General features: G+C 73.1%; 14 protein-coding genes. 7 read left to right on the forward strand and 7 right to left on the reverse strand.

The window, feature by feature from the left end; genetic code table 11:
• Positions 1-21: 21 nt before the first annotated feature.
• A complete protein-coding gene (locus RCO28_RS09705) occupies positions 22-1,782 on the reverse strand; it encodes a coagulation factor 5/8 type domain-containing protein (protein WP_308940593.1) in 1,761 nt (586 codons plus the stop codon).
• 305 nt (positions 1,783-2,087) lie between these two features.
• Here RCO28_RS09705 and RCO28_RS09710 point away from each other — a divergent pair, with 305 nt between their 5' ends.
• Positions 2,088-3,095, forward strand: a complete 1,008-nt coding sequence (locus RCO28_RS09710; protein WP_308940594.1) for a LacI family DNA-binding transcriptional regulator — start codon at positions 2,088-2,090, stop codon at positions 3,093-3,095.
• A gap of 80 nt (positions 3,096-3,175) precedes the next feature.
• Positions 3,176-4,105 carry a carbohydrate kinase gene (locus RCO28_RS09715; protein WP_308940595.1) on the forward strand — a complete coding sequence of 310 codons (930 nt, stop codon included), beginning with the start codon at positions 3,176-3,178 and terminating at the stop codon, positions 4,103-4,105.
• A 13-nt stretch (positions 4,106-4,118) separates the two neighbouring features.
• Here the strand turns inward: RCO28_RS09715 and RCO28_RS09720 are convergent, their stop codons facing one another.
• From RCO28_RS09720 to RCO28_RS09730, 3 genes are all read right to left on the reverse strand, one after another.
• Complete coding sequence (locus tag RCO28_RS09720; protein WP_308940596.1) at positions 4,119-4,856, reverse strand: aquaporin; 738 nt, start codon at positions 4,854-4,856, stop codon at positions 4,119-4,121.
• A gap of 246 nt (positions 4,857-5,102) precedes the next feature.
• Positions 5,103-6,623 (reverse strand): amino acid permease, encoded by a 1,521-nt coding sequence (locus RCO28_RS09725; RefSeq protein ID WP_308940597.1) that lies wholly within the window; start codon positions 6,621-6,623, stop codon positions 5,103-5,105.
• A 54-nt stretch (positions 6,624-6,677) separates the two neighbouring features.
• On the reverse strand, positions 6,678-7,682 hold the full coding sequence (locus tag RCO28_RS09730; protein WP_308940598.1) for a hypothetical protein: 1,005 nt from the start codon (positions 7,680-7,682) through the stop codon (positions 6,678-6,680).
• Between the two features lie 253 nt (positions 7,683-7,935).
• On the opposite strand from RCO28_RS09730, the gene RCO28_RS09735 reads away from it, so the two are divergent.
• Genes RCO28_RS09735 through RCO28_RS09745 form a run of 3 tightly spaced genes read left to right on the forward strand, consistent with a single transcriptional unit; the run spans position 7,936 to position 12,130 of the window.
• Complete coding sequence (locus RCO28_RS09735) at positions 7,936-9,402, forward strand: FGGY family carbohydrate kinase (RefSeq protein WP_308940599.1); 1,467 nt, start codon at positions 7,936-7,938, stop codon at positions 9,400-9,402.
• Entirely contained in the window at positions 9,399-10,865 is a 1,467-nt protein-coding gene (locus RCO28_RS09740) for an FAD-dependent oxidoreductase (RefSeq protein WP_308940600.1), read from the forward strand. The genes RCO28_RS09735 and RCO28_RS09740 overlap by 4 nt, the downstream gene beginning before the upstream one ends.
• Positions 10,859-12,130, forward strand: a complete 1,272-nt coding sequence (locus RCO28_RS09745) for an FAD-dependent oxidoreductase (protein ID WP_308940601.1) — start codon at positions 10,859-10,861, stop codon at positions 12,128-12,130. Before RCO28_RS09740 ends, RCO28_RS09745 begins: the two co-directional genes overlap by 7 nt.
• Before the next feature lie 16 nt (positions 12,131-12,146).
• Here RCO28_RS09745 and RCO28_RS09750 read toward each other — a convergent pair whose 3' ends face one another.
• Positions 12,147-12,599, reverse strand: a complete 453-nt coding sequence (locus RCO28_RS09750; protein WP_308940602.1) for a hypothetical protein — start codon at positions 12,597-12,599, stop codon at positions 12,147-12,149.
• 238 nt (positions 12,600-12,837) lie between these two features.
• On the opposite strand from RCO28_RS09750, the gene RCO28_RS09755 reads away from it, so the two are divergent.
• Together RCO28_RS09755 and RCO28_RS09760 are read left to right on the forward strand one after the other, a co-directional pair.
• Positions 12,838-14,151 carry a DUF1266 domain-containing protein gene (locus tag RCO28_RS09755; protein WP_308940603.1) on the forward strand — a complete coding sequence of 438 codons (1,314 nt, stop codon included), beginning with the start codon at positions 12,838-12,840 and terminating at the stop codon, positions 14,149-14,151.
• A gap of 406 nt (positions 14,152-14,557) precedes the next feature.
• Positions 14,558-15,502, forward strand: coding sequence for a TauD/TfdA family dioxygenase (locus RCO28_RS09760; protein WP_308940604.1), 945 nt, complete (start codon positions 14,558-14,560; stop codon positions 15,500-15,502).
• 66 nt (positions 15,503-15,568) lie between these two features.
• Here RCO28_RS09760 and RCO28_RS09765 read toward each other — a convergent pair whose 3' ends face one another.
• Positions 15,569-16,405: a DUF4097 family beta strand repeat-containing protein gene (locus RCO28_RS09765; protein ID WP_308940605.1), complete on the reverse strand. Its 837-nt coding sequence runs from the start codon at positions 16,403-16,405 to the stop codon at positions 15,569-15,571.
• Between the two features lie 55 nt (positions 16,406-16,460).
• Complete coding sequence (locus tag RCO28_RS09770) at positions 16,461-16,982, reverse strand: hypothetical protein (RefSeq protein WP_308940606.1); 522 nt, start codon at positions 16,980-16,982, stop codon at positions 16,461-16,463.
• Between the last annotated feature and the right edge of the window lie 236 nt (positions 16,983-17,218).

Raw genomic sequence — 17,218 nt, forward strand, 5'->3', positions numbered from 1 at the left:
TAAGGGAGTTGGGTTACGGGGTTACGGATACTCGACGAGGTTGGCCACATTCGACGTCGAATTCGACGGCCCGCCCTGGTCGTTGACGACATGCCGGATCGTGCCCGTGCCGCCGAGCGACACGGTGACCATATTGCGGAAGCGCACGTCAGGACGGTTCGGCGCCGCGATCGCCCGCTCCGCCGTGACCCCCGGGTTCACGTTGAAGTAGCAGTAACTGCCCAGCCCGTACGCCTGATGCGAGGTGACGGAATCGGCGACCCGGTACGCGGCGTAGCCCTGCGTCCCGCCGTCCATCCAGGCGGCCTGGTCCGGCGGGTCGTACGGCATCTCGTTCTGGAAGAAGTACGTGCGCCCGCCGTTGCCGTTCCAGATCGTCTGGTCCTTCTGGTAGTGCTCGACGAACAGGCCGTACATCGTCACGTCGTCGCCGTTCACCACCAGGCCCGTGTCGACGGTGTTGGTGTTCCAGCCGACGCCCTCGCCGTGGTCGGCCCGCCAGATCCAGGTGTGGTCGCCGATCACGTCGTCGCTGTGCACGACCAGGCTCTTCGTGGCCTTGCCCGCGGCCGCGCCGCCGACCCGGAAGTACACGTCGTGCAGCGAGGTGGGGTCGGCCGCGTGGTCCGCGTCCGCGCCCTCGGCGCCGACCTCCATCAGGGTCTCGGAGTTGGTGGTGCCCGCGTCGAACAGCACGCCCGCGACCTTCACCCCGTCCACGTCGGCGACCGTCATCGCCGTGATGCCGCCGTCGGGGATGAACGTCGCCAGGCCGAGGCCGAGGACCACCGTGCCGGGCTTCGACACCTTCAGGGTCTCGTCGAGGTGGTAGACGCCGGGCGTGACCAGGAGATGCTTGCCCGCGTCGAGCGCCGCGTTGATGTCGCCCGCGCTCGCCCCCGGCTTCACCACGTAGAAGTCCTCGATCGGCAGGGACTCACCCTCCGCCGCACCGCCCGACCAGCTCGTCCCCGCCGACTCCTTCCGCAGCGCAGGCACGAACACCTGGTACGCGTCCGACTCGTCCACGTGCAGGAACGGCTTCTCACGGGAGACGGGCGTCTTGTCGACCCTGGTGTACGGCGGGTTCGGGAACTCGCCCGCCGGGGCGTTCCGCGCGCCGACGAACACCATGTTCCAGTTGGAGCCCTGCCAGCCGCTCCACTCGGTGTTCCGCGACAGCCACTGCTGCTGCGAACCCGAGCGCACCTGCCCGTCCACCTTCGTGTCCGCGAGCAGCCCGCCGCTCGACCAGCCGCCGTCGTCCAGCTGCAGATCGCCCTTCAGATGCATCCGGCGGTACGGCGCCGCCTGCGACACCGCCCAGCGATCGGCGCCGCCCTCCGGTGTCACGGCCAGATTCTCCGCGCCCCGCCAGAAGTTCTGCGTGGCGTTCCCGTCGAACCAGTCGGCCTCCGCGTGCACCGCACCGTTGATGTTCGTGTCGTCCGGACTCGCGCCGAGCCCGGCCACCTGCGTGTAGAACCCGACGTTCGCCTTCACGTCGTACGAGCCCGGCTTGAACAGCAGCGCATGCCGCTCGCTGCCGAACTGGTTGGTCTCCTGTGCCTTGAACACCTCGTCGAGGCGCGACTGGATCTGCTCCTTCGGCATCGACGGGTCGAACACGTCCACGTTCGGCCCGAGATCGGGAGCCGCTGCGGCGGGTTCGGCGCCCGCGCGCTGTTCTACGCCGACGGCGAGCAGGCCGGACACGAGGACCAGTCCTGCCAGCGCCATGGACAGTGGGGTGCGGCCGCGTGGGCCGGAGTGTTTGCGCATGGGTCTTCCTCGGGGGTGGGGGGTGGAAGGGTGCGCGGAAGAGGTTGGTCCGGACTTTCCTTGGCGCTTGAGTTAAGTGGTGAGGGAGTGACCCGTCAAGGGGTGTGCGGGGTCCTGGTGGGTTCAACTCTTGAATTAAGTCGGGGAGTTGGCGGGGGCGGCGCGGCTCGGCTGTGGCGAGTGAGAGGTGCTCGGTGGGCGGTGGTGGACCGGCAGGGCGAAAACGATTGCGTAAACGTTTACGTCTTGCGTTCCATGAGGTAGGTTCGGGCCCCGATCGAGACGGGCGAAGGGCTGGGAGAGCTGTGGCGACGATGGTGGATGTGGCGCGGCGCGCGGGCGTGTCCGTGGCCACGGTGTCGCATGTCGTCAACGAGACCCGGCCGGTGCGGCCCGCCACCCGCGCGGCGGTCGTGGCCGCGATCGACGAACTCGGCTACACGCACAACACGTTGGCCCGCTCCCTGGTGACCTCGCGTACGCACTCGATCGGGCTCGCGGTGTCGGCGACGGCCAACCCGTACTTCACGGACATCCTGCGCGGCGTCGAGTCCAGCGCCCTGGAACACGGCTACAGCCTGCTGATCGCCGACCCGCACGACGACCCCGAGCACGAGCTGCGCGCCGTGAAGCTGCTGCACGAGCGGCGCGTGGACGGACTCGTCGTCGCACCGTCCGCCCGGCCCGACGCGCTCCTCGACTACGTACGGCGCACCGCGCTCCCCACGGTGTTCCTCGACCGGCTCGCGGGCGACGGCCACGACCAGGTGTGCGCCGAGAACGAGGAGCCGGTCGCCCGCCTCGTCACGCATCTCGCCGCGGCAGGACACCGCAGGATCGCCCTGGTCGCGGGCGCGCCCGGCCTCTCCACGACCACGGAACGCATCGCAGGCCACCGCATCGGACTCGACCGGGCGGGCCTGCCGTACGACCCCGCCCTGGTGGTCGGCGGCGAGTCGAGCGCCGAGGGGGCCGAGCGGGCCACGGGCGAGCTGCTCGCCCTCGACCGCCCGCCCACCGCCCTGGTCACCGCCAACAACACGATGACGATCGGCGCGCTGCGGGCCCTGCGGTCGGCGGGGCTCAGGGTGCCGGATGACATGGCGCTCGCCGGGTTCGACGACTTCGCGTGGGCGGATGTGTTCGAGCCCCGGCTGACCGTGGTGGACCAGCCCAGCCGCGAGATCGGCGCCACGGCCCTGCGCCTGCTCGTCGACCGGCTCACCGAACCCCAACGGGCCCCGCGCACCGTCCGGTTGCCCTGCGCCTTCGTCCATCGCGAGTCCTGCGGCTGCGGCCCGGACGGGGCGTGACACGCCCACGCCCCGGCCCGAGCCCCGTCCCTTCCTGTCCCGCCTCCGTCCATCCGTACTGCCACCAGAAAGGCCAGCCCATGATCGTCGTCGCCGGCGAAGCCCTCATCGACCTCGTCCCCGCGGGGCCCGCCGCCGAGGACGAGCTGCCCGCGCTGCTGCCCAAGCGGGGCGGCGGCCCGTACAACACGGCGGTCGCGCTCGGTCGGCTCGGCTCACCGGTGGCGTTCTGCTCGCGGCTCTCCACCGACCACTTCGGTACGGCGCTGCTCGGCGGGCTCGCCGCGGACGGGGTCGACACCTCGCTCGTGCAGCGCGGTGACGAGCCGACGACGCTGGCCGTCGCCCATGTCGCCGCCGACGGCTCGGCCTCCTACAGCTTCCACGTCGAGGGCGCCGCCGACCGCCTCTTCGCCCTGCCCGCCGCGCTGCCGGAGGCCACGCGCGCGGTGTCGTTCGGAACGTGTTCGCTCGTCCTGGAGCCGGGCGCGAGCGCGTACGAGGCTTTGCTGCGGCGGGAGTCGGAGCGGGGCACGTTCACGGCACTCGACCCGAACATCCGGGCCGGGCTGATCGCCGACCCGGACGCGTACCGGGACCGGTTCCGCGCCTGGCTGCCGTACGTGTCGCTGCTCAAGCTGTCCGAGGAGGACGCGGTGTGGCTGGCGCAGTCGGACGATCTCGTCGCGGCGGCGAAGGGGTGGTTGGGGCTCGGGCCGTCGGCGGTGGTGCTCACGCGCGGCGGAGACGGGCTTACGGCGCTGACGCGTGCGGGTGGCCGGATCGATGTGCCCGGTGTGCCGGTGGAGGTCGTGGACACGATCGGGGCGGGTGACACGGTCAACGCGGCGCTGCTGCACCGTCTCGACAGCCACGGCGCGCTGGCGGATGCGGGAGCGGAACTCGGTGCGGAGCAGTGGCGGGACGTGCTCGGGTATGCGGCGAGGGCGGCTGCCCTCACCTGCTCCCGGGCGGGGGCGGAGCCGCCGTATGCGGGGGAGTTGGGGTAGGGGAAAAGTGCCCCTAGTCCGCCGGGAGGGCCGGGTGGGAGGGTGTGCGGGTCGGGCCGAAAAGCAGGGTGCCCAGGGCCACCCCGATGACCCCGCCCGCCAGTTGGGCTGCGACGAAGCCCGGCAGGGACGCGGGGGAGATGCCCGTGAAGGAGTCCGTGAAGGCGCGGCCGATCGTGGCCGCCGGGTTCGCGAAGGAACCGGACGAGGTGAACCAGATCGCCGCCGCGATGTACGCCGCCACCGCGACCGGCGTGAGCTGGGGGCGGCCGATGCGGGGCAGGCCGTAGATCAGCAGCACCAGGCCCGCGGTGGCGACGACCTCGCCGAGGAGCAGGCGGTCGCCGATGCGCGCCTGCGTCGACCAGGCGATCCTGGCCCGCCCGAACATCGCCTCCGCGAGCAGCGCGCCCACCACCGCGCCCGCGGCCTGGGCCGCGACGTACGCGGCGGCGTCCCGGGCGCGTGGGCCCGAGCCGTCGTGCCGCCCCGCCCACCAGGCGGCCAGGGTCACCACGGGGTTGAGGTAGCCGCCGGAGACCGGTCCGAACAGGACGATGAGCAGGCCGAGTCCGATCGCCGAGGCCAGTGAGTTGGCCAGGAGCTGTACGCCGATGTCGGCGCTGAGCGAGGCGGCCTGGATGCCGGAGCCCACGACGACGGCCACGAGCGAAGCGGTGCCGATGAGTTCGGCGGCGGCTCGTCTGACCAGCGGGGCGGAGCCGTGGGGCAGCGGGGCAGGGCTGTGCAAGGCCTCTCCTTCCAAGGGTGCGCGGAATGCCGTCGGTGCACAGGATGGTCACCTGCTGCGCGAGATAGCGGAAAATATATTCCGCAGTTCGGAACCGCGCTAGATGCGTGGGAAGGAGTGGCCGGGAGTAGTCCCGCACCGTCGACTCGGGCGAACGCCGGACGGGCTGATGAATCAGCCCGTCCGGCGTTTGAGGAGCTCGGCTCAGACGTTGAGGAGCTCAGCTCAGACGTTGAGGAGCTCGGCTCAGACGATGCTCTCCGAGATCTCCGCCTGCTCCCGCTCCGAGCCGTACGCCGAGGGCGTGCTGTACGAGCCGCGGGCGGCGAACCACCAGGCGGTGGCGAGGATCAGGACGACGGCCAGGGCGATGGCCGCGTAGTTCATCGAGTCGGCCGTCACCGGCGCGGACTGCGGCAGGCAGAACAGGATCGTCACGAAGCCCACCCAGACCACCGCGACCCAGCCGATCGGCTTGCTCCACCGGCCCAGGTTCCACGGCCCCGGTGTGAACCGGTCGCCCGCGCGCAGCCGCAGGAAGATCGGGATGGCGTACGCGGGCGTGATGCCGATGACGTTGATGGCCGTGACGGCGCCGTACGCGGTCGCCGAGTACAGGGAGGGCGCCGCGATCAGGGCGGCGAGGCCGACGGAGAGCCACACCGCAGGGACCGGGGTCTGGTTGCGCGGGCTGACCTTGCGCCACAGCGCCGAACCGGGCAGCGCGTTGTCGCGGCTGAAGGCGAACACCATGCGGCTGGCGGCGGCCACCTCGGCGTTTCCGCAGAAGAGCTGGGCCACGATCACCACGAGCAGCAGGCCCGTCGCCCCGGTCGTACCCACCGCGTCGATCATGATCTGGGCGGGCGGGACGTCGGCCGCGGCGGTCTTCTCGTAGTCCTGGATGGCGAAGGTCAGGCCCGCGAGGAGGACGAAACCGGCGATCCAGGAGGCCCAGATGGCGCGGACGATGCCGCGCGCCGCCGACACCGAGGCGTTGGAGGTCTCCTCCGACAGGTGCGCGGAGGCGTCGTAGCCGGAGAACGTGTACTGGGCGAGCAGCAGGCCGATGGCCGCGACGTACAGCGGGTTGGACCAGCCGGTGTCGTTGACGAAGTGGCCGAACACCTCGCCCGGGGTGCGGTGGCTGTCCGGGGCGATGATCAGGACGCCGACGATCAGCGCGACGCCGGCCACGTGCCACCACACGCTGATCGAGTTGAGCAGGCTGACCAGGCGGACGTCGAACAGGTTGAGCAGGGCGTGCAGGAGCAGGATGCACAGGAAGATCACGAAGGTCGAGCCCGGCGTCGCCTGGAAGCCGAACTGCAGGTCGAGCAGCGCGCCCGTGAAGAGCGCGGCGCCGTAGTCGATGCCCGCGATCGCGCCGAGCAGACCGAGCAGATTCAGCCAGCCCGTGTACCAGCCCCAGCGGCGCCCGCCGAGCCGGTCCGCCATGTAGTAGAGGGCGCCCGACGTCGGGTACGCGCTCGTCACCTCGGCGAGCGCGAGCCCGACGCACAGCACGAACAGGCCGACGCCCGCCCAGCCCCACATCATCACCGCGGGCCCGCCGGTGCCGAGGCCGAAGCCGTACAGCGTCATGCAGCCCGACAGGATCGAGATCACGGAGAAGCTGATCGCGAAGTTGCCGAAGCCGCCCATGCGGCGGGCCAGGACCGGCTGGTAGCCGAGCTCCCTCAGCCGGGCTTCCTCGTCCCGCACCTGTGGGGGCGGTGCGGATTTCGACAGGGTGGGGCGGGACACGCGCGTACCTCCGGAGGGGGACAGGGTGAGGTGGGGGATCGGGCGGTGTGCGGGTCAGGAACGGTCGCGGCTCCTGCGTCCGACGGCGGCCCGGCAGCGGGAGCGGGCCTGGACGAACAGGTCGGCCGCCGCCTCGGACGAGCCGGGAGAGGCGGTGCGGTACGACCAGGGGACGACCGTGAAGTACGGGTCGAGTGCGTCGAACACCCGCAGCGCGTCGTGGAATTGGTGCGCGCCCCACAACGCGTGCGCGAGGTGCCCCAGGTCGAGCAGCGACCGCGTGCCCGGCGCGGAGTGGTCGAACCACAGGCGCAGCGCGTGCACCGCGCCCCGGGTCGCCTCCTCGGAGATCCAGTGCAGGTCGAGGGCGCGCTCGTGGCCGCCCTCGCGGCGATAGCGCTCCACGCGCGCGTAGAGCGGGAGCAGGTGCAGGGCGGAGCCCGCAGGTGACGAAGAGGCCGCCCACTGCACGAAGTTGACGGCCGCCGTCATCGACGCGCCGGGCCGGTGCTGGTAGGCGAACTGCAGCATCCGGTGGTACGCCTCGCGGTTGCCGGGGTCCCGCTTGTCGGCCTGCGCGAGGAGCTGCCAGGGGCCGTCGAAGAGCATCGGCTCGGGCGCCGGGAGGCGGTGCTCCTCCCAGCGCCTGCCCTCGTCGAGCTGGGCGAGCGCCAGGAGCCCGATCCACGGCACCGGGTCCTCGGGGGAGGCGTGTGAGGCGTGTCGGCAGGCCTCGGCCGCCTCGCGCCACAGTTCGACGGTGCGCTGGTGGCCCGAGCGGTGGGCGCGCAGGGCCCGTTCGACCGCCACGCGCGCGTGCAGCACGGTCAGGACGACGCTGTACGGTTCCTCGGCGCGCCACGCCAGCAGGACGTCGGAGCCGGCCGCCGCCGTGGCGAGGATCTGCGTGCGCTGCGTCCACACGCCCCAGTCGGCGGTCTCGGCGAGCAGGGTGCGGGTGGAGACCCAGCGGCCCGCCCTGAGGTCCTCGAGGACGGCGCGCAGGGCGGCGTCGTGCCCGGCTGGGTGGTACACCGGGCGGGCGGGCGGCATAGGCATGAATCCTCTGGTCAACCCCTCTTCCCCGAGGGCGGGCAGGACCGGGCGCGGGCCGTCCGTGCAACGTCGCGCGAACTCCCTTACAGCAGAGCCTGGTTGGTCGGCGATCAGTGTAGAGCGGAAGGTTCCGATTCTGGCCGGGCCGGGGAAACTGTCTTGATCGAATCCGTCAAGTACGGGTCCAGGCATGAACGAACGAGGTAGGGGGCAGGTTCTCTTGACTGGGCCGCGAACCCTGTTGCACGCTGCCGCGGTGATCACAGCCGACCGCGCAGCACAGCCCGACCGCCCGGTGCTCGCCGTCGACCAGGGCACGTCCGGCACGAAAGCCCTCGTCGTCTGCCCGGAGCGCGGCGTGATCGGCATCGGCTCCGCGCCCGTACGCCCCCGCCATCTGCCCGGCGGGCTCTGCGAGGTCGACCCCGCCGAGCTGCTCGGCTCCGTCGTCACGGCCGGTCGCGCGGCCCTCGCCGACGCGGGCGAACCCGTCGCCGCCGTCGGACTCGCCAACCAGGGCGAGACGGTCCTCGCCTGGGACCGGGACACGGGTGAGCCGCTCACCGACGCCGTCGTCTGGCAGGACCGCAGAGCCGCCCCGCTCTGCGAGGAACTCGCCCCGTACGCCGAGGAGTTGCGGCATCTCACCGGCCTGCCCCTCGACCCCTACTTCGCGGCGCCCAAGATGATGTGGATCCGCCGCCACCGCACCCGCCACGGCGCCGTCACCACCAGCGACGCCTGGCTCGTGCACCGGCTCACCGGCGCCTTCGTCACCGACGCCGCCACCGCGGGCCGCACCCAGCTCCTCGACCTCGACACGGTCACCTGGTCGCCGCGCGCCCTCGACCTCTTCGGACTCACCGACGAGCCCCTGCCCCGGGTCGTCGACGCCGCCGGACCCGTCGGCACCACCACCGCCTTCGGGTCCGAACTCCCGCTCACCGGGCTGCTCGTGGACCAGCAGGCCGCCCTCCTCGCCCAAGACGTCACCGAACCCGGCGGCGCCAAGTGCACCTACGGCACCGGCGCGTTCCTGCTCGCGCCGACCGGCGAGCGGCCGCGCCGGGGCGGCTCGGGCCTCGTCAGCTGCGTGGCCTGGCGGCTCGACGGCCGCAGCAGCTACTGCCTCGACGGCCAGGTCTACACGGCCGCCTCCGCGGTGCGCTGGCTCACCGAACTCGGCGTCATCGGGGGCGCGTCGGACCTGGACCTGGTCGGCGCGGGCGTCCCGGACGCGGGCGGCGTCACCTTCGTGCCCGCGCTCGCAGGGCTCGCCGCGCCCTGGTGGCGGGGCGACGTCCGCGGCTCCCTCACCGGGCTCGGCCTCGACACCACGCCCGGCCATGTCGTACGCGCCCTCTGCGAGGGCATCGCCGCGCAGGTCGTCCAGCTCACCGACGCCGTCGCCGCCGACCTCGGCACCCCGCTGCGGTCCCTGCGCGTCGACGGCGGCCTCACCGCCTCGTCCCTCCTCATGCAGACCCAGGCCGACCTCCTCCAACTCCCCGTCGAAGTAGCCGAGTTGCCCGACGCCACCGCACTCGGCGCAGCCGCCGTCGCCCGCATCGGCCTGAACCCGAAGCTCACCCCGGGCGAGGTCGTCCCGCGCCGCGGAGGCGGCACCGTGTACGAGCCGCGGATCGGCGCCGACGAGGCCGCGCACCGCCTCGGCCGTTTCCGCGAGGCCGTCGCGGCACTCGTCGAACGGAGCCCGGCGTGAACGCTCCGGCGGCCGAAGGCCGCGTCACCCGCTACGGGCCCCTCCAGGGCTCTGTCCCGTACGACGTCGTGGTCATCGGCGCCGGTGTCGTAGGCGCCGCCATCGCCCGCGAACTCGCCCGGCACCAGCGGCTGCGCATCGCGCTCGTCGAGGCGTCCCACGACGTCGGCGACGGCACGTCCAAGGCCAACACCGCGATCCTGCACACCGGGTTCGACGCCACCCCGGGCACCCTCGAGGCCCGACTCGTCCGCGAGGGCCACGTCCTGCTCGGTGCGTACGCGGCCGAGTGCGGCATCCCCGTCGAACCGGTCGGCGCGCTCCTCGTCGCCTGGGACGAGGAGCAGCTCGCCGCCCTGCCCGGCCTCGCCGCCAAGGCCGCCCGGAACGGATACGAGGCGGCCCGGATCGTCGACGCCGACGAGCTGTACGCCCGCGAGCCCCACCTCGGCCCGGGGGCACGCGGCGCGCTCGCGGTGCCGGACGAGTCGATCATCTGCCCGTTCACCACCCCGCTCGCCTACGCGACCCAGGCGGTACGCGCGGGCGTCGACCTGCACCTCAACTCCCGTGTACAGCACGTCACATGGGACCCCGAACCGGCGAGCGGCGGCCACGCCCTGCACACCGAACGCGGCCCGCTGCACGCCCGCTGGCTCGTCAACGCGGCCGGACTGCACGCCGACACCGTCGACCGCATGCTCGGCCGGACGACCTTCACCGTCACCCCGCGCCGGGGTCAGCTCGTCGTCTTCGACAAGCCCGCCCGTGATCTCGTACGCCACATCCTGCTGCCGGTGCCGACGGCGCTCGGCAAGGGCGTCCTCGTGGCGCCCACCGTCTTCGGCAACGTGCTGCTCGGCCCGACCGCCGAGGACCTCGACGACAGGACCGCCACCCACTCCACCGAACAGGGCCTCACCGCACTGCACACGCAGGGCGCCCGGATCCTCCCCGAGCTCCTGGAGGAAGAGGTCACCACGGTCTACGCGGGCCTGCGCGCGGCCACCGAGGAGGACGACTACCGCATCGACTCCTGGGCCGAGCAGCGGTACGTGACGGTCGGCGGCATCCGCTCCACCGGCCTCACCGCGTCCCTCGCGATCGCCGCCCACGTCACCGGCCTCCTCGCCGAAGCGGGCCTCGACCTCGGTACGCCGACGAGCCTCCCGCCCGTCCGCATGCCGGGCCTCGGCGAACACTCCCCGCGCCCCTACCAGGACGCCGAACGCATCGCCGCCGACCCCGACTACGGCCGCATCGTCTGCCACTGCGAGCGGGTCACGCTCGGCGAGATCCGCGACGCGCTCGGCAGTACGGTGCCACCGGCGAGCCTCGAAGGTCTGCGGCGGCGGACCCGGGCGCGCGGCGGGCGGTGCCAGGGGTTCCACTGCGGGGCCGCACTGCGCGACCTCCTCGACGGTGAACTGTCCCGACAGAGCGGGGAGTTGACGCCGTGGTGAGGCAACCTGCGGGGAGGCGGACACGCGAGGTCGACGTGCTGATCGTCGGGGCAGGCCCGGCCGGTCTGACCGCCGCCGAGCATCTGGCCGCCGCCGACTGCGGCACCGTCGAGGTGCTCGAACGCGAGCGGCAGGCCGGCGGCGTGCCGCGCCACTGCCACCACGGGGGCTTCGGCACGCCCTGGACCAGCGGCCCGCGCTTCGCCGCCGCCCGGTCGCGTGCCGCGACGGAGGCCGGCGCCGTCGTCCGCACCTCCACCACCGTCACCGGCATCCCCGAGGCCCGCACCGTCGACGTCACCGGCCCCCACGGCCTGGAGCGCATCACCGCGCGCGCCCTCGTCCTCGCCACCGGCGCCCGCGAACGCCCCCGCGCCGCCCGCCTCGTGCCCGGCACCCGCCCCGCCGGGATCCTCACCACCGGCGAACTCCAGCAGGCCGTGCACCTGTACGGGCAGTACGTCGGCCGCCGAGCCGTCGTCGTGGGCGCCGAGCCCGTCGCGTACGCCGCCCTGGACACGCTGCGCCGTGCGGGCGTCACCGTCGTCGTCCAGCTCACGGAGCTCGACGGGCCGCAGGTCCCACCGCTGCGCGCCGCCGACGCCCGGCTCCGCCACACCGTGCCGCTGCTCACCCGCACCACGCTCACCGAAGTGCTCGGCCGCGGCCGTCTGACGGGCGTACGCCTGCGGCACGCGGACGGCCGTACCGCCCAAGTCCCCTGCGACACCCTGGTGTTCACCGGCGACTTCGTCCCGGAGGCCGAACTCGCGCGCGGCGCAGGACTGCGCCTGGACCGTGCGACCCGCGGCCCGCTCGTCGACACGGCGTTCCGCACGGACGACCCCGGGGTCTTCGCCGTCGGCAACGTCCTGCACGCCGCGGAGCCCGCCGCGACCGCCGCCGCCGAGGGACACACCGCCGCTGCGGCCGTACGGCGCCTGCTCGCCCACGAGGACCGCCCGCACGCGTTCGGCCCGCGCCTGGTCGCCGCCCCACCGCTGCGCTGGATCACCCCGGGCCGCCTGCCGCGCGACGCCCCCGCCGACGACACGCTGCGCTTCCTCGCACGCGCCGCCGAGCCGCTGCCCGCCCGCGGCGGCGCCACCCTCACCGTCACGCAGGACGGCTGTACGCTGCACAGCGAGCGGGTACGCGGCCCGGTGCGCACGGGCAACTCCCTTGAAATCACCGGCACTTGGGTGCGAAACGCCGCCCCGGACGGCGGTCCGATCCACGTCACGCTCGCCGCGCCGCGCCGCTGACCCGCCGGACAGGTCCCTAGAGCTCCTGCTCCGTCCGCGCGATCAGCTCCCGCGCCTCCGCCTCCCGCTGGTCGTACCGCTCCGGGTACGCCGAGACCTGGACGGCCTGCGCCAGCTCGCCCGGCGTGAGTGACGGGTCCTGCCCTTCGACCGTGAGCGCCCGCGTGAAGAACTGGCGTGCGGCGTACGCCACGTTCGTCACCTGCTCCGGCGAGCCCCAGCCCTGACTCGGGCGCTGCTGGAACACGCCCAGCGAGTCCTCCAGGCCGTGGTCGAGGTTCTCCATGCCCGACTCCACGAGTGCGGCCTCGAACGACGACAACAGCACCTTGTCGCTCGCTCCGAGCTCCCGGCCCACCCGGTACACGACCACCGCCACCGCGAGATCCGGCTCCCCGGTCCCGGGGCCCGGCGGCGGCCCGTCGTCGTCCGCCGCCCCGCGTCGCTCGCCCGCTGCCGTGTCCTCCATCGCGCGCCCTCCCCGTCGTGCGCTGTCGTGTCACCTCGACCGTACGCACGGGGGCCCGGAGGGGGAAGCCCGAATGCGCTGCTGCCGAACTCCGCTATCTGGCCGCGGAGTTCGGACCACTGTCGGCGGCGCGGCGGAGCGATCAGCCGCTGTCCGCGTGCAGTTGACGCCCGCCCCGAAGACTCGTGCGTACGTCCGATAACGTGCCCCCGAAAGATCGACACGGAGGGGAAACGGCATGGACACGGCCGACGGGGGCTCAGCGCAGGAGCACGCACACGACGTGCAGGACGTGGACCACGACGAGGGCTTTCCGCAGATCCCCGACCCCGAGGACGGCGCCCGCTGGCTCGCCCCGACAGACGTCGAGCAGCACCTGTACCGGCTGAGCCGCCGCGACCACACGTACGCCTATCTGCGCACCCTCGCCGCCGAGGGCGTCTACTACCCGGTCTGGCGGGAGGACGCGGACGCCGCGGGCGAGGACGAGTTCCCGATGTTCACGCGCGAGCGCGACGGCAGGCTCTGGGTTCCCGTCTACACCGAGGGGCTGCTGCCCCGCCCGCACCCCGACATGGTCTTCGAGTTCGCCAACCTGGCGCGCCTCGCCCGGATCGTGCCCGCCGAGGCCGACGTCCTCATGGTCAACGCGGGCACGCCCTGCCAACTGCTGCTCGCCGTGGACGAGGAGGAGCGCGACGCCTGGTACGAGCTGAGCGGCGATCTCTTCGACCCGGACGACTTCGGCGCCCGCGTCCTGACCCGCCGCAGCGGCAACGGCGTCCCCGACCTCGGCCCGCTCCTGCACGGCCTCGCCTGCGGCGCCCACCTCTGCTACGGCAACGGCGACGCCTGGAACACCCTGCACTGGCACGGCACCGGCTACCACAACGAGATCGAGCGGCTCAGCGAGTGGTGGGGCGTGGACAGCCGCGCCGACTGGCTGGAGATCCAGGAACGCCTCCTCACCCGCCAAGTCAGCCCCTGGTACTGGGACTTCGTGCTCGCCGCACGCGACAAGCTGCTGCTCGCAGCCCCCGGAATCGTCGAGGAGGCCGCCTGGCGCGACACCGTCGAGTCGACGCTGCGCGAACGCCTGCGGCGCGGCGGCCGCGATCACCGGCCGGGCGCGGACGCCGAGTTCGACGCGTTCGTCGTCGAACTCCGCGGCCTCGTCGGCAAGATCATGCGGTACGAGGCCCGCTTCCGCGCCGACGGACTCCTCCCGCCCGGCGGCATCGTGCGCACCGTCGCCGCCTGGGACGTCGGCCGCGCCTCGAAGATGGCCCGCTGGGGCCGCGGCGCCCGCTACGCCACCGAGCCGGAGACGTACGAGGCGATCGAGCGGGCCGGCGCCGGGGCGCGCGCCGCGTACCACTCGTGGGAGGAGTTCTCCGCGGGCTATGTCCTCGGCCGCTGTCTGCACTTCGACGAGGAGGAGTTCGGCCGCTGGTACACCACGGTCCTCGACGCCCACCGCGCCCTCGTCACCGACCCCGACAGCCCGTGGCTGACGGTGCCGTTCCTGGGCGGTGCTGTCCGCGGACGGTGAGCGGGGTGAGGCCGGTGAGCAGGGTGGGGCTAGAGAGCGGGGTGAGGCTGGTGAGCGGCGTGGGGCCGGGGCATGCACGGCCGGGCTTGACCGCGCGGTGCCCCGGACCGCAGGATGAGCACGTGATCGCGCACCTGACCTGTACCGCAGCCCGCTCCGGCACCCTGCCGGACCGCTGCGGCTGTGCGCGCAGCGGCTTGTAGCGGACGTCTTCCCGTCCCTCGCCGCCGACGGCGACCACACCACCACCCCCTTCCACCGGCGGGGCGCACCGCGTCCCCTCCGGGCCTTCCCCGTACCCCCGGATCCGCAACCGCCGTGCCCTGCACGGCGCATGCGCCACGACGGGCCGGGACGCCCGGCCGGACGTGCCGCCGCCCCGCCCTCAGCCCCCGGGAGCATGCCGATGACGCCGACCACCACCCCCGCACCCGCCGCGCCCACGCTGCGCACGGCCCAGATCCCGCCGAACGGCCTCTACGAAGGCCGACGCGTGCTGCGCCGCCTGCCGGACGGCGTGGCCGAGCGGCCGTACGAACTCTTCGCTCTCGTACCGCAGTCCGCGACCATCGGCGCCGAGATCAGCGGCGTCGACCTGTCCCGGCCGCTGACGACCGAGCTGCGCGACGAGCTGAACAGGGCGCTGCTCGAATGGAAGGTGCTGTTCTTCCGGCAGCAGCACCTCACCTCCCTCCAGCAGCGCCAATTCGCCCGCAACTGGGGCGAGTTGGAGACCAACCCGCTCCTCGAACCCGGGGACAGCGACGACGTCGTACGCTTCGACAAGAGCGCGGGAGCCACGCCCAGCTTCGAGAACGTGTGGCACACCGACGTCACCTTCCGGCCCCGGCCCGCCATGGGCGCGGTGCTGCAACTGCGCGAGGTGCCCGCGCGGGGCGGCGACACGATGTGGGCGGACATGGCCGCCGCGTACGACAACCTGCCCGAGGGCGTGCGGGCCCGCATCGACCGGGCCACCGCCGAGCACGACTTCCTGCCCGGCTTCCGCCGCTTCTACGGGCCCGAGCGGCTCGCCCCGATGCAGGACGTGTTCCCGCCCGTGACCCACCCGGTGGTGCGCACCCACCCCGCGAACGGGCGCCGCATGCTGTTCGTCAACACCTCGTTCACCACCCGGATCCACGGCCTTGAGCGCGCCGAGAGCGACGAACTCCTCCGGCTGCTCTTCCAGCAGGCGCACGTACCCGAGTTCCAGGTGCGCTTCCGCTGGCAGGCCGGCGACATCGCCTTCTGGGACAACCGCGCCACCCAGCACTACGCCGTGAACGACTACGGGGACGCGCGCCGGGTCGCGGAGCGCGTCGCGATCGCGGGGGACCGGCCGTACTGACCTTTCCGACACGGCAGTTGACGTTCCGTCAGGCGCGTCTCGTACGGGGCCACTCGGCCCGGTCGCTCAGGCGCGCCGCACCACAATGTCCCCCGCACTCGTCGTCGCCCGGACCTCCACCGTCTCGTCCGTGCTCCGCGGGCCCTCCGCCGTGCCGAGGGAGTTGAGGACCGAGCCGACGGCCGTGCTCACGTCCAGCCACGCCGCCGTGGACTCACGGATGCCGACCTCCAGGTCACCCGCCGCCGTCCGCAGCGTGATGCGGCCACGGGCCACGTCCCCGACCCGGATGTGCCCGCTGGCCGACTTGGCGTCCACGGAGGCGTGCGCGACATCCACCGAGATGCGGCCGTTGGACGAGTTGGCCTTCAGGTCGCCCACCGCCTCCCCGATCGCCGTGTCGCCGTTGCCGTTGCGCACCGTCGCCGCGGCGCCCAGGGTGCCGATCTCGATCCGGCCGGAGCCGTTCACCTCCGCCGCACCGTCGACCCGGCCCAGGGTGAGGTCGCCGTGGCTCGTGCGCAGCCGTACCGTGGCCGCCTGCTGCACGTGCAGGTCGCCGAGCGAGGTCTTGAACTCGCAGTGCCCGAGCGGGCCTTCGCAGACCAGGTCGGCCATCGGGGAACCGCCCTGCAGGCCGGAGCCGGCGGGCACCTCGATCGTGATGTCGAGGCTGCCCGGCCTGCCGAAGAGCGACCGCTTCCGGGGCCCCTTGACCAGCACCTTGCCGCCCGAGCAGGTCACCTTGGTCTGCTGCGCCGCCTGTACGTCGTTGTCGTCCGCGCCGTTGCGCGGCAGTACCTCCACGACGGTGTCGCGGCGCTCTCCCGCGACGATCCGTGCGGAGCCCAGGTCGAACTCGAGGGTCACCGAGACCGGTCCCGGGGTGTCGAAAGTCGGCATGGCCGTCCTGTCCTTGTGGTGGTGGCTGCGGGCTCCTGCGGTTCGGTCCGGCCGGTCAGCGCACCCAGCCCGTGAACCCCTGGTGCCCGCGGCCGCGCCCACGCGCGGGGGAGTGCGCGGCCGTATTGGTGTCCATCGCCGTGGCCACCGCCCGTACCAGCCATGCGTTCACGGACAGGCCCTCGCGCCCGGCCGCCTCCTCGACACGCGCCTTGAGATGCGCGGGCAACCGGAAGTTGATGCGCGACGTGCCGCCGTCGTCCCCGTCGACCGGAGCGGGCGGCGCCACCGGAGGCGCGGGCGGCTCGGCCCTCTCCTCGTACGCCTCAGGCCCCGCCGGGGCCGTCACCACGAACTCGGGGTCGCGCCCGCGCAGCCGTACGTCGACGGAGCCGGGCGCCAGGTCCTGGGTGACCTCGGCCATCGCCGCCGACAGCGCTTCCAGCAGCGTGAGGCGGGTGGCGGACTCCAGGGGCGCGGAGAGACGCTCGGCCAGCGCGCGGCTCTCCTCGCCGCCCGCCTCCGCGGCGACGGCGAGCTCTTGGCGGAGGTGGTCGACGTAGGGCGTGAGATCCATGGCGCCAGTATGGTGTCACGGTGGCGTCAGGACAAGTTTCCCGATGCGGTCCGCCGGTGCGACGTGGCTGGTCACGGCCATGCCGCCGGTTCCGTGGGGGCCGAGGCCCCGCCGCTGTGATTGCGCGGGTGCCCCCGCGCCCGCGATGGTGGCAGAGCGGGCCGGAACCGCAGCCCGGCCCGTAAGAGCGCTGTGCGCACCGTGGGAACCGCGCGGGCAGCGCGGACCGCGACGGA

It is taken from the genome of Streptomyces sp. LHD-70 (genome assembly GCF_031157275.1).
Classification (GTDB): Bacteria; Actinomycetota; Actinomycetes; order Streptomycetales; family Streptomycetaceae; genus Streptomyces.